The organism is Arthrobacter oryzae (genome assembly GCF_037911235.1).
Taxonomy (GTDB): Bacteria; Actinomycetota; Actinomycetes; order Actinomycetales; family Micrococcaceae; genus Arthrobacter; species Arthrobacter oryzae_E.
Map to the genome: position 1 here is coordinate 193,005 of NZ_JBBLYW010000065.1, position 13,099 is coordinate 206,103.

The following is a 13,099-nucleotide window of genomic DNA, read 5'->3' on the forward strand; positions in this document are numbered from 1 at the left end:
TGCTGATATCCCCCCTCAAGGCACGCACGTCAAACAGATCTGTGCTGGCGTAATTCAACGTTAGCCCTCCCCCGTCGGAAGTCAACGGGTATTTGCCCAGCCAGCCCCGGCAGATCCCGTCACCCGCCGCGGATGATCTTCCGGAGCCGCTCCAGCCGGGTGGAAATGTCGCGTTCGGCCCCGTTGGCGGTGGGCTGATAGTAATCCCGGCCCACGAGGTCGTCCGGCGGATACTGCTGTGTGGCCACACCATGCGGTGCGTCATGCGCATATTTATAGCCCTGACCGTGCCCGAGCTGTTTGGATCCCGGATAGTGCGCGTCCCGCAGGTGGGCAGGGATACCGTTGCCCAGCCCGGCCCGGACGTCGGCCGTGGCCTTGTTGATGCCCATGTAGGCGGCATTGGACTTCGGGGCCGTTGCCAGGTGGACCACGGCCTCAGCAAGCACGATCCGCCCCTCGGGCATCCCGATCAGCTGCACGGCCTGTGCCGCGGCGACGGCGGTCTGCAGCGCCGTGGGGTCCGCCATACCGACATCCTCCGCGGCCGAGATCACGATCCGGCGGGCAATGAACCTGGGGTCCTCCCCTGCTTCCAGCATGCGGGCCAGGTAGTGCAGTGCGGCGTCCACGTCGGAGCCGCGAATGGATTTAATGAAGGCGCTGGCAACGTCATAGTGCTGGTCGCCGGCACGGTCGTATCTGACTGCGGCAACGTCCAGGGCACGCTCGGTATGCCGCAGTTCCACGGACACGGGGCCGTCGTCGGCGTCGTCGGCGTCGCCGAAAGCTACGCCGGCCGCCGCTTCCAGCGCTGTCAGCGCACGGCGCGCGTCTCCGCCTGAGAGCCTGACCAGATGGGCCAGTGCTTCCTCGCTGAGCTTCACCTTCCCGTTCAGCCCGCGGGCATCCGCCACGGCGCGCTGCACCAGTCCCTCGATGTCGGCGTCGGTCAGCGGGCGGAGCGTCAGCAGCAGTGAACGGGACAGCAACGGGGAGACGACCGAAAAGGAAGGATTCTCCGTAGTGGCTGCCACGAGCACCACCCAGCGGTTTTCCACCCCGGGCAGCAGCGCGTCCTGCTGGGCTTTGTTGAAGCGGTGGATCTCGTCGAGGAAAAGCACCGTGGTGGTCTTATAGAGGTCCCGGGCCGTGAGCGCTTCGTCCATAACGCGCCGGACGTCCTTCACACCTGCCGTGATGGCGGAGAGTTCCACGAACTTCCGGCCAGGACCCTTTGCGATCACATGTGCCAGCGTGGTTTTGCCGGTCCCCGGAGGTCCCCACAGGATGAGGGAGGTCGGGCCGGCAGGTCCGGCGGAATCGGCACCGGCGCCGGCAGCCAGCTGCCGCAACGGGGAGCCCTGGCCCAGCAGGTGCTGCTGGCCCACGACGTCGTCCAGGGTCCGCGGCCGCATCCGGACCGCCAGCGGGCTCCGGGGCTGCGTCCGGCCGGCGGCCAGCCCGGAAACCGCCGACCCGGAGGGCGTCACTGTCCCGCCGTCGTCGTCGTTGTCCGGCCCCTGGCCAAAGAGATCATCCACATAGATAGGCTACTTCTAGTTCATGACGCCACTAACAACGGAGAACCACACGATGCCCGCACCAGAGTCCCGCGTGGCATACGTCTCCGGGGTGCGGCTGCCGGGGTGGGTGGAGCGTTTTGCCGCAAGCCACGGCAAAGTCACCATGGAAGAGCTCGACGGCGGCCTGCAGGTGTCCGCGGCGGACGGCGCCGTGGCGCTTCTGCAGGCCCCGTGGCCGGCGGACGGCCGGCCGGGCCGGGGCAGCGATGCGTTGGAGCGGCTAGCTTCGCTGGCGGCGCAGTCACGCACCCTGGGCCTGGTGCTTGTCCGCCGCGGCGGATACTCCGTGGCGGTGGTCCGTGATGGTGCCGCAGTGGTGTCCAAGACAGGTACCCGCCACATCCAGTCGCGGACCGCCGCCGGCGGATCGTCCCAGCAGCGCTTCGCCCGGCGGCGCTCCAACCAGACGGACGCCCTCGTGGAGGCAGTTTCCGAGCACGCCGGCCGGATCTTCGAAGGGCAGCGAATCGAGTACCTCGTGCCTGGCGGAGACCGCCCGCTGGCCGAGCAGGTGCTCAGCCAGCCGGCACTGAAGCGCTACGCCGCGCTAAGCCGCCTGCCGTTCCTGGACGTCCCGGATCCGCGCGCCTCCGTGTTGAAGCAAACCGCGGCGGAGGCGTGTTCAGTTCGAATCACGGTAACAGACCCGCCCGCCTAGCCTCCCCAGGCTCATCGCACTCAGGTGTCACAGGAGTTGCCCCCTTGTTCGTTAGGTAGCCAACTCCCCCTTCGAGTGAATGCGCAAAAATAACAAGTAGTCACCACTCGTTTCTGCGCAATATGCCCAAAGTTAGACTTTCCCCATCAATTCGTCTCAAGTCTCGATTAATTGCGGGGGGCCGCGCAATGGGAACGTTAGTAGCGCAATTCTCATGTGCTATTCATAAAGGCCGAGGCACCCTGCGTTCATTGCAATCGGGCAACCCATGGATAACGGCAGGTGCATCACGATGAAGAAATCCCCCCGCCTGACCGGAATAATTGCGGCGACGCTGGCACTCCTATGTACAGCCAGCTACTTCAGCGGTGATCCCATGGTGGCATCGGCTGCCGAACCCGTTAATTTGGTCAAGAATCCTTCCCTGGAACTGGGCACCGGTCAGCCCACTTGCTTCAAGCCCTCAGGCTGGGGAACGCCAGGCAAGTGGTCCTTCGCCCAGGGCCGGAATGGCGGCCGCTCCTATGGGGTGACGGTCACCGGCTACACCCAGGGGGATCGCAAGCTGCTTCAGACGGAAAGCGTTGACTGCGCCCCCAAGGTCGCGCCCGGACAAACCTACGAGATGGGCATCTGGTACAAGTCCACCGCACCGGTGTCGCTGACGGTCTTCCGGCATACTGCGCAGGGGTGGAGCTACTGGGGCGACATCGAGCGACAGGCAGCCGCGGTCGGCTGGACCCTCGCCGCCGCCACTACCCCGGTAATTCCTGAAGGTACCGATCAAATTGCCTTTGGCCTTTCGCTCTCGGCAAATGGGACTTTAGTCACCGACGATTATTCATTAGTGCAAAACGTGGCGGGTGAACCGGTGCCGAACACGGGGCAACTAATTGTCAATGGCAATTTGGCCGCCGGCGCACAAACCCCCACCTGCTTTAGCATTGGCGGCTGGGGAAACCGACAGCTCGCCTCGTCCCTTTCCACCGACGTTCCCGTGAATTCGCCGGCAGGCACGCGGTCACAGGATCTTACAATTTCCGCCTATGTTTCCGGCGATGCGAAACTCATCCAATCGGAGGCGGCAGGCTGTGCGCCTGCGGTACTGCCCGGCTCGCAGTACGATCTCAAGGTCGATTACAAGACAAGTGCCATTCCGGGGGCAAACCTCACGGTCTTCGCTCACACTGCCACGGGCTGGCAATACTGGACCGACCTGAAAACACTGCCGGCCAGCGCGGCCTGGACCACGGCACAGGCGCGGACCCCGGTGATACCCCAAGGCGTTGACCGTATCTCCTTTGGCCTGTCCCTCAGTGCCAACGGCTCGCTGAAGACCACCAATTATTCAATGGTCAAGTACGACCCCGCGCCCCCGCCAGTCGCCGGCGCGCCGGAGCTCGTTGGTTCCTGGGACGTCCTTACAACCCAGCTTCCCATCCGCGCCATCCATTCGACGCTGCTTCACGACGGGCGCCTGCTGCTGATCGCGGGTTCGGGGAACGATGGGGCAGCCTTCACTGCGGGCTCGTTCAAGGCCGTGGTCTGGACCCCGGGAACCAACACCTTCAAGGACGTCCCGGTCCCCTACGACATGTTCTGCGCGGGCCACGTCACCTTGCCGGACGGGAAGGTCCTCCTGGCCGGCGGCACCGAAGCCTTCCCCGGCAACACTGACGGGCCCACCGCCTTCAAGGGCGCAAAAAAGAGCTATTACTTCGATCCTGCCGATAACCAGTTTCACCAGATCGGTGACATGACCGGTGCCCACTGGTACCCGTCACTCACCAAGCTCGGCAACGGGGACGTCTGGTCCGCCGGCGGCATTGACGAACAAGCACAGGGAACCGTCCTGACAGAAATGTTCGACACCTCGGCTATGGACTGGCTGCCGCAGAACCAGGTCCCGCAGACATGGAGCTACTGGGGCACCTACCCCCACATGTTCCTGCTTGACGACGGCAAAATGTTCTACACCGGCGGCCACACGTTCGGAAACGGCCTCCCCGGCACCGGTGCCCGGGTATACGACTGGACCACGGCGCAAATGTGGGACGTCCCGGGGCTGCGTCAGAAGGACATGAGGGACCAGGCCGGTTCTGTCTTCATCGGGCCGGCCCAGGACCAGAAGCTGATGATCGTGGGCGGCGGTAATACAGACGGAAACGCTCCTGGCATCAACCTCGTGGACATTATCGACTTCAAGCAGCCGTCGCCCGCATATGTGCCAGGACCCGATCTTCCGGGCCCCGGAAAGACGTACGTCAACCTCGTCAATCTGCCGGATCGTACTGTCCTCGCGGCAAATGGTTCCCAGCTGAACCGCGCAGGGAATGTGCAAAGCGCCTCCGTGTACAACCCCGCCACCAACACGTGGAAGGAAATCGGGGCTGATCCGGTGGGACGCAACTACCACTCGACGTCGATCCTGCTGCCCGACGGCAAGGTGGCCATCATGGGGTCGAATCCCCTGGATAACTCCTTCGAGCTTCGGATCTCCGTCTACAGCCCGCCATATCTGTTCAAGGGCACGCGGCCCACCATAACTGCCGCTCCGGCGGCAGCCACGTACGGCCAGTCCCTTCAGTTGGGGGTTACAGGCAACGTTTCCTCCGCATCCCTCATGTCGCCGATGTCCGCGACCCACCAGACAGACACCAATACGCGTCTCGTGGACCTTCCGATCTCGGGAACGGGCGGCAACCGCACAGCCCAAGTACCGAATAACCCGAATCTCCTTCCGCCCGGACCCTACATGCTTTCAGTGCTCGATGCTGACGGTGTCCCGAGCATCGCCAAGTGGGTGTGGATCTCATGATCATTCTCAGGAAAGTAAACCGGCGCACATCAAACCGCGGCGGCAGGCGCTGGACCACCGTGTTGGCCACTTCAGGCCTCGCCGTGGCGGCAGCGGTGACCTGGGGTGGCATTTCCGCCGTCTCCACGGTGGCAACAGTTGATGCTGCAACACACGTGGCCGCGGCCCCGGCGGAACGTCTGCCGGAACCGCTGCCGGGACCGGGTTCAGTGTCCGGCGGGACCGCCGACGCTGCACACCACGGCCCCGAAGCCGAACAGCTGGCAGGCCGGCCGGAAACACTCCCGGACAGCGCCCGGATCGACAGCCCTGCGGCGGGCCGCGCTGATGAGGCACCCGGAATCGGCAACAAGGCCGAGACTTCACTCAATGAGGCTGCGGGCGCCGAAGTAGGTCCGGCGGCGGACGCTGGGCGCGCCGGCCGGGATCGTTCGTCCGGCCTCGCGGAGCAGGCAGCCGTGGACCCGGCCGCGGTGCTGGGGTCCCGGGAAGTTTCCCTTGGCGGCTGCCTGCCCGAGTACGGCGAGGACGGCCAGTGCCTGCCCGCGGTTCCGCCGAGCCAAAGCCAGCACCTTCAGGACATGAAAAACGCCGGCCTGGATCCCGGTTCAATGGCGCACGACTGGAACTGCGCTGAAGTCCGCGAATACTTCCCGAATGGCATCGCCGTCCGGCAGGTAAGCGTCGACCCCCAGAAGCTGGACCCGAACGACGACGGAATGGCCTGCGGCCCGGCCGACTGACCACCAGCGCTAAACCCCGAGCTGACCGCCTGAGTTTCATCCACCGAGCCATTCCGAGCCCGCCACCTTTCATTGGAGCTACCCCATGCCTGTTTCCGTGCTGGCCAGCGCCCTGGTCGTCCTGATTGCTTTGGCGCTGTTCGCCATTGCGTTGTCCACCCTGTACCTCAATACGTATGCGTGGTGGGATCCCAAGACCCAAATCCGCACGTCCTACTCCGGCCTGCAGGAGTCGGAAGCGTGCTCTTTCTCGCTGATCATGCCCTGCAGGAACGAGCGGGAGGACGTGATGCGGGCAACCCTTTCAGCGCTGCTGGCTCAGACGCATTCCCGTAAGGAAGTGATCATCTCGGTAGGTCATGACGACCCGGAGACCGTCCAGACGGCGTATACGCTCGCCCGCGAATATCCGGACTTCGTCCGCGTCAGCATGGACGTCAGCGAAACCAAGAACAAACCGCGGCAGCTCAACAACGCGCTGTCCATGTGCCGCAACAGCGTGGTGGGTGTCTTCGATGCCGAATCGATCGCGGCGAAAGAGCTGCTCGCACACATCGACAGCGTCTTCGCGACGAAGAACGCGGACGTGGTCCAAGGGGCCGTCCAACTCATCAACTACCGTGACACCTGGTACTCACTGCGTAACTGCCTGGAGTACTTCACCTGGTTCAGGTCCCGGTTGCATGCCCATTCACGGCAGGGGTTCATTCCCTTGGGCGGCAACACGGTGTTCATCAAACGCGAGCTTCTCAACGAAGTCCGCGGCTGGGACGGGAACTGCCTTGCCGAGGACTGCGACCTGGGTGTCCGGCTGTCCACCCTCGGGCGGAAGATCATCGTTGCCTACTCCCCGGAACTGGTCACCCGCGAAGAGACTCCGGACACCCTGAAGGCCCTGGTGCGCCAGCGGACCCGCTGGTCGCTGGGCTTTATGCAGGTTTTCGCCAAAGGCGACTGGAAAAACCTGCCCACCCGAAAGATGCGGGCCATTGCCTGGTGGACCCTGATGCAACAGCACTTCATGGCCTTCGCCGGCGTCTGCATTCCCGTGGCAATCTTCGCAGCCGTGTGGGGCGGGTTCCCGCTCGTTGTCACGCTCGTGGCTTTCCTTCCCCTGGTCCCCACCCTGGCGACCATTGCCTTCGACATCTGCATGCTCCAGGAATTCGGCCGGGACCATAAGTTCACCATCACCTGGTACGACTACTTGCGCCTGATTGTCGGCACACCCCTCTACCAGCTGGTGCTTGCCTTTTCCGCCCTGCGCGCCCTGATCAAGTTCATCCGCCGCGACTTCGGCTGGGAAAAGACCGATCATTCCGGCGCGCATCTTTCCTACCTCGAACCCGCAGTGACCGCCCCGGTCCGCTCCTAGGTTCAACCCCGTCCGTCCCTAGATACACAGCATCAACCAGGCAAAGAAGGAGGAAATCATGGCAGTTGCGGAGATGGAACCGTCCGTCATTGAAAGCAAGAACAGCGGTTCACCCCTGCACCGGGGCCCGGGACCCGACGCACCGTTCTCCCTGACGCAGCTGTCCTTCTGGGACCGCATCACGTTGTGGGTGCTCATAGCAGCGGCGGCCGTCCTCAGCCTGTGGAACCTGACCGGTGCCCCCAGCTACCAGGACGACGAAGGGACATACACAGCCCAGGCCTTCGCCGTTCATTCCGGAAGCCTGGCTCCCTACACCTACTGGTATGACCACCCGCCGCTCGGGTGGATCCAGATCGCGGCCCTCAACTGGATTCCGACGATGCTGGGCGTGGGCGACGGGACCGCCATCGGTGCCACGAGGTATGTCATCGCCGCATTCTTCGTTGCCAGCGCTGCCCTGCTCTACATGGTTGCCAGGCGCCTGAAGGTCCGTATTCCCTTCGCGGCCCTGGCAACGGTGATCTTCATCCTGTCCCCGCTCTCCCTTGTCCTGGGCAGGCAGATCTACCTGGACAACATCGGAGTTCCCTGGCTCCTGCTGGCCTTCTACCTCGCGCTGTCCTCCCGCGACGCCCTGTGGCACCACGTATGCGCCGGGATCTGCTTCGCCGTGGCGGTCCTTTCGAAAGAGACCCTTGCGATCTTCGGGCCGGCGCTGTTGATGGCGCTCATGTACCGTCCGCGCTGGAGCAACCGTTCGTTCTCCGTGGTGGGATTCCTCACAGTAGGAGGCCTGATTCTCGCTTTCTACCCATTGTCGGCGCTGCTGAGGAACGAGCTCTTCTCCGGGTCGAACCACGTGTCTCTCCAGGACGCTCTTTCGTACCAGTTCCTGGAACGCTCAGGTTCGGGAACAATCTTCGAAGCCGGTTCGAGCCGCGCGGAGCTGCTGGCGGGCTGGCTCTACTTCGACAAGTACCTCATAGCTGCCGGCCTTGTGGCAGCCACCCTCTGCCTGCTGAGGAAGCAATCGAGGGTCATCGCGGTGGCCATTATCTCCTTCGCCATCCCGATTGTCCTGGGCCAGGGCTACCTGCCTGCGATGTACATCATTGGAGTGATACCTTTCCTGGCCTTGGCGCTCGGCACCGGCGTGGACATCGCGTGGTCCCGGCTGGAGAAATTCGGCAGCGCCCGGCCAAACCTCAAGCGACCCTTGCGGTCAGCGTTCGTGGCGGTCCTTTGCTCCTCGCTGGTCCTCATGTCCGTGCCGCAATGGTTCGAACAGGACAGGGACCTGCTGACGGCCGAAAACAACGCCAACTGGCGGCAGACCCTCACCTGGGTTCAGGACAACATCTCCCGCGAGGATGTTGTCCTGGCACCCTACTCCATGTGGTACGACCTCAATTCCAGCGGGTGGAACGATTCCTGGACCATGATCGCCACGGAGAAACCTGACCTGGACAAACAATTTGAAACAGCCCACCCCGACGGATGGCAGGAGATCGACTGGATCATCGTCGGGCCGTCCGTAACGGCCAACATCGACAGCCTGGGCCTGAGCCGGGCAGCTTCCGCCCTGAGGCACTCCACGACTGTCCGGACGTTTGGCGAGTGGAGTATCCGCCGGGTGGAAGTCCCGGTCCCACCGCGAACCAACGAGCGATAGGAGCAGGTGCAGTGAAACTTTCTGTGATCGTACCTACTGCCAACGAAGCGCCCAACATCGAGCAACTCGTCTACCGTGTGGCGGGCGCCTGCAAGGACCTGGATGCCGAAATCATTTTCGTTGATGATTCCTCTGACAACACGCCTGAGGTCATTTGCCGTGCTGCAGCGGCTGCGTCGCTCCCGGTCCGGTTGATCCACCGGGCAGAGCCCAATGGCAATTTGAGCGGGGCCGTCATCGAGGGGTTGCAGTCCAGCTCAGCGGACTACTGCCTCGTCATGGCTGGTGATCTCCAGCACCCGCCTGAGATGATCCCCGTCCTGCTTGCGGAGCTCGAGGGCAGCGGCAATGACGTGGCCCTGGCTTCCCGGTATTGCGGCCCGGGAAGTAGCGCCCACGGGCTCGCCAACCTGTACCGGCGGATAGTTTCCGGCAGTGCATCGCTGCTGACACGATGTCTGTTCCCGTCGAAATTGCGTGACTGCTCCGACCCCTTGACCGGTTTCTTCGCGCTGCGCCGCTCGACCGTGGATTACGACAGACTCCGCCCCGGTGGATTCAAAATCCTTCTTGAAATTCTGGGCAGGCATCGCCTGGCTGTCTCGGAAGTTCCCTTCATTCTCGAAAAGCGCGCGGCCGGAAAATCCAAGGCAGGCGTCCGCGCGGGCATGGGCTTCCTCCATCAGCTCTTGCACCTCCGCATCGGCCGGGCCGGGCTTTTCGCAGGCGTGGGCGCAGTCGGCACCGTGCTCAACCTCCTGATTATGGGCCTCCTCCTGGCGTCGGGGTCACACTACGTTTTCGCGGCCGTCGTCGCTGCGGAACTGACCATAGTTTCGAACTTCCTGATGCAGGAGCGACTGGTTTTCGGCGCGGCGCTGCACAAAGCGAATTCGCGGACAACCCGGTTCCTGCACTCCTTCGGGTTCAACAACGCCGAGGCACTGCTGAGGCTGCCGGTCCTGATGTTCGCCGTCGAAACGCTCATGATCAACAGCGTCATTGCCCAGGGAATTACTCTTCTGGCCGCGTTCACCGTGAGGTATCTCTACCACTCCAAGGTCGTCTACCGGTCAAGGCAGGCTGCACCGGCCGCGACCACCATGCCGGGCATCCGTCGCGAGCCTTTCGTGCCCCAAGCACAGGGCGACCCTGTCATGTAAGGAGTCCGGCCGCACCTGGCGCCATTTCGACGGTTCCGTGCCCCATTCGACCTTGCTGTGACAACAGCTTGATATGCCGGCCGGACATCCAATGCGCAGGGAACCGTCGAACCGGGCGCGCTAGTCTTCGGGTGCCAGGGTGACGGTTGCTCCGTTGAGCTCCCGGCCGAAATTGACCTGGCAGGAGAGCCTGGAGCCGCATTCCTGGTAGCCCTCGGCCTCGACGAGCAGTTCCAGTTCATCCTCGCTGCGATCGCCCAGCGTGTCGAAGACCTCCCGCTCAAGGAACACGTGGCAGGTTGCGCAGGAGGCGGTGCCGCCGCATGATGCCAGGACGGGCAGGTCGTTGTCACGGAGGGCCTCCATCAGCGTCTGGTCCGGCTCCCATTCGAGGCGGTGGGTGGAGCCCTCGCGGTCGATGACGGTGAGTTCGTTGTTGCTCATGTTTGCGGTTCCTTTAGATTCGGGCTGTAGCAAGGTCAGCGTGGGTGGGAGCGGGAGCGTCAGGAATGGCGCCGGTGAGAACGGCTTCGGAGAGGGGGATGCCGGGGTCGGCCGCCAGCGCCGGATTAATCCGGGCTCCCTGGGCGATCAGTTTCCGGGCCGGCCGGAAGTCGGTCAGGCCAGCGACGGTGTCGACCGCGGCGAGGCGGCCGTCCCGAAGATAGACGACGGAGAAGCCCCCGGTGGCCGGGTCGCCGCGCACGATCACCTCATCATCGGGGTGCCGCACACCGGCTGTCTGCAGCCGGACGCCGTGCTGGACGGTCCAGAACCAGGGGATCTCCGGAACTGCTGCCTTCTGGACAGTGATGTGGGCGGCAACCCTGTCAGCCTGCGCCTGCGCGTTCTGGATGCATTCCAGCCGCTGGCTGGCCCCGTCAATCGGGCTGGTGAACCGCGTGACATCACCGGTGGCGTAAATTGCCGGGTCAGAAGTTAGGCCGTCCGCGTCCACGAGGATGCCGTCCCGGCACTCGAGTCCGGCTTCCGCGGCCAGTTCCTGGTTGGGAATGACGCCGATCCCGGCCAGTACGACGTCGGCGTGGAACACGGCGCCGTCGGCGGTGACCACCCTTTCCGCGCGTTCCCTGCCTTCAATTGCCGTCACCGCCGCACTGAAGACGAACCGGACACCGTGCCGCTCGTGGAGTTCTTCGAAGTGCCGCGACACCGGCGCTGAGGTCACACGGCTCATCACCCGGTCCTGGAACTCCAGTACCGTGACGTCACACCCCCTTGCGGCCGCCGCGGCGGCTACTTCCAGGCCGATGTACCCGGCGCCGATGATGGCAACCCGGGCGCCGGCAACCAGGAGCCGCTTGAGCTCGAGGGCATCGTCCTTGGTCCGAAGCGCCTGCACCCCGGAAAGGCCTGCGCCGGGCACAGTGAGCGGCCTTGCCCGCGAACCCGTAGCGATGACGAGCCGGTGGTAGGCGTGACGGCTGCCGTCGGACAGCAGGACGGTCCTGCCTGACCTGTCAATCGAGTCGACGGCGATGCCCGCAACACGGTCGATGCGCTTGTCCTGATAGAACTTCTCCTTGCGCAGGACGGCGGACTCGTCAGGCGCGCCGTCCTTCAGGAGTTCCTTTGAGAGCGGAGGGCGTTCATACGGCGTCCCCTTCTCCGCTTCGAGCAGCAGAATGCCGCCTTCCCAGCCCCGGGCACGGAGTCCCGCGGCCACTGCCACCCCGGAATGTCCGGCTCCTACGATCACCACGGGCGCAGTGACCGAACTCGTCAGTTCCGGTTCCACTTGTTCGCGACTCATCGCCTCGCGCTCATGCATTGGACTGCTCCAGGATCACGTGGAGGTGTTCCGGGCCCGAGTTCGTCAGGTTGTTGCCACGCACGTATTCGATCGGCTTGTCCGGATCCAGCGCCACGGATCCCAGCTTTTCAGCGAGGAGCTTCACGGTCACCAGGACCTCAAGCCGTGCGAGGGGCGCGCCGAGGCAACTATGGACCCCGTGGCCGAAACCAAGATGGCCGTCAGTGTTGCGGTCCATATCGAAGCGCTCGCCGTCGGGGTATTTGTTGCTGTCCCGGTTCGCAGCGGCAGGCAGCAGGCGGACGATGGCGCCGGCCGGAATCGTCACCCCGGCGACCTCCACTTCCTCCGTCGTGATCCGGCTGGCCCGCTGCACCGTGCCGCGGTACCGGGCAAGTTCTTCGACAAAAAGGTTCGCGTCGTCCGGGTTCCGGCGGATCCGCTCCAGCAGTCCGGGTTGTTCGCTGAAGACGCGGAACGCGTTGGCCAGCAGGATGGTGGTGGTGTCGTGCCCGGCGACGAAGACGAAGGCGCAGAGTTCCTTGGCTTCCTTCTCGCTGAGCAGGCCGTCCTTCCACATGCGGGCAATGTGGCCGCCGACGGAGTCACTCTCCTCCTTGTAGAGGCGCTCCATGGTGTCCTTCAGGTAGGCGAAGAACTCGAAGGTGCTCTGTTCGTCGGTGCCGGTGCCCTGGGCGTTGCGGGCCAGCCGGCCGAAGTAGCTGAAGGTCTCGTCGGACCAGAACTTCATCTTCTCGAAGTCCGCCGCCGGCACGTCGAGCAGGGCGCTGATGGTGGACATGCTGAGCGGGATCGAGTAGTCGTCCACTGCGTCCCCGCCGCCGGCGGCGAGCATCGGGGCGAGGTACTTTTCGGCGTTTTCGCGGACCCGTTCCTCGAACCGGGCAATGGCCTTCGGGATGAAGGCCTGCGCCACGACCTGGCGCAGCCTGGTGTGGTTGGGGGCATCGAAGAGGGTCAGGAAGGTCAGCGGAACCGGGTCCACCACCTGGGAGGAGAAGACCTTGGGGGCCCGCATTGCTTTGCGGACATCGTCGTAGCGGGAAATGAACCACACATCCGATACGGGTGAGTGGGCACGGAGTACAGGGGCGTTTTCCCGCATCCATTCATAGTGGGCGTAGGGATCACCCTGGGTCCCGTCATCGACGACCTTGAAGGGAGCCATGCCCTCAGGCCAGCCCAGTTCATGCGAATACGGGGGCAGGCCCGGAGCCTCCACAGTTTGCTCCCCCGGAGTACGTGCTGCTGAAATCTCTGTCGTGGCGGAAGACATCGTTGTCCTT

Annotated in this window: 10 protein-coding genes; 6 read left to right on the plus strand and 4 right to left on the minus strand. The window is 64.0% G+C overall.

Going from position 1 to position 13,099, the window contains the following annotated elements:
• Positions 1-119: 119 nt before the first annotated feature.
• Positions 120-1,544 (minus strand): replication-associated recombination protein A, encoded by a 1,425-nt coding sequence (locus tag WMN78_RS17845; RefSeq protein WP_340535072.1) that lies wholly within the window; start codon positions 1,542-1,544, stop codon positions 120-122.
• A gap of 22 nt (positions 1,545-1,566) precedes the next feature.
• Here WMN78_RS17845 and WMN78_RS17850 point away from each other — a divergent pair, with 22 nt between their 5' ends.
• The 6 genes from WMN78_RS17850 (at position 1,567) to WMN78_RS17875 (ending at position 10,018) form a co-directional block, all read left to right on the plus strand.
• Positions 1,567-2,244: an acVLRF1 family peptidyl-tRNA hydrolase gene (locus WMN78_RS17850; RefSeq protein ID WP_340535073.1), complete on the plus strand. Its 678-nt coding sequence runs from the start codon at positions 1,567-1,569 to the stop codon at positions 2,242-2,244.
• A gap of 292 nt (positions 2,245-2,536) precedes the next feature.
• Positions 2,537-5,062, plus strand: coding sequence for a galactose oxidase early set domain-containing protein (locus WMN78_RS17855; protein WP_340535074.1), 2,526 nt, complete (start codon positions 2,537-2,539; stop codon positions 5,060-5,062).
• Between the two features lie 59 nt (positions 5,063-5,121).
• On the plus strand, positions 5,122-5,805 hold the full coding sequence (locus tag WMN78_RS17860; RefSeq protein ID WP_340535075.1) for a hypothetical protein: 684 nt from the start codon (positions 5,122-5,124) through the stop codon (positions 5,803-5,805).
• An 85-nt stretch (positions 5,806-5,890) separates the two neighbouring features.
• Entirely contained in the window at positions 5,891-7,180 is a 1,290-nt protein-coding gene (locus tag WMN78_RS17865) for a glycosyltransferase family 2 protein (protein WP_340535076.1), read from the plus strand.
• A gap of 58 nt (positions 7,181-7,238) precedes the next feature.
• On the plus strand, positions 7,239-8,855 hold the full coding sequence (locus tag WMN78_RS17870) for an ArnT family glycosyltransferase (RefSeq protein ID WP_340535077.1): 1,617 nt from the start codon (positions 7,239-7,241) through the stop codon (positions 8,853-8,855).
• 11 nt (positions 8,856-8,866) lie between these two features.
• On the plus strand, positions 8,867-10,018 hold the full coding sequence (locus WMN78_RS17875; RefSeq protein ID WP_340535078.1) for a glycosyltransferase: 1,152 nt from the start codon (positions 8,867-8,869) through the stop codon (positions 10,016-10,018).
• A gap of 120 nt (positions 10,019-10,138) precedes the next feature.
• Here the strand turns inward: WMN78_RS17875 and WMN78_RS17880 are convergent, their stop codons facing one another.
• From WMN78_RS17880 to WMN78_RS17890, 3 genes are read right to left on the minus strand one after another with little or no spacing between them, the layout of a single operon-like run.
• Entirely contained in the window at positions 10,139-10,462 is a 324-nt protein-coding gene (locus tag WMN78_RS17880) for a 2Fe-2S iron-sulfur cluster-binding protein (protein WP_340535079.1), read from the minus strand.
• A gap of 13 nt (positions 10,463-10,475) precedes the next feature.
• A complete protein-coding gene (locus WMN78_RS17885) occupies positions 10,476-11,792 on the minus strand; it encodes an NAD(P)/FAD-dependent oxidoreductase (RefSeq protein WP_340535080.1) in 1,317 nt (438 codons plus the stop codon).
• 10 nt (positions 11,793-11,802) lie between these two features.
• Positions 11,803-13,089 carry a cytochrome P450 gene (locus WMN78_RS17890; RefSeq protein WP_340535081.1) on the minus strand — a complete coding sequence of 429 codons (1,287 nt, stop codon included), beginning with the start codon at positions 13,087-13,089 and terminating at the stop codon, positions 11,803-11,805.
• Positions 13,090-13,099 lie beyond the last annotated feature (10 nt).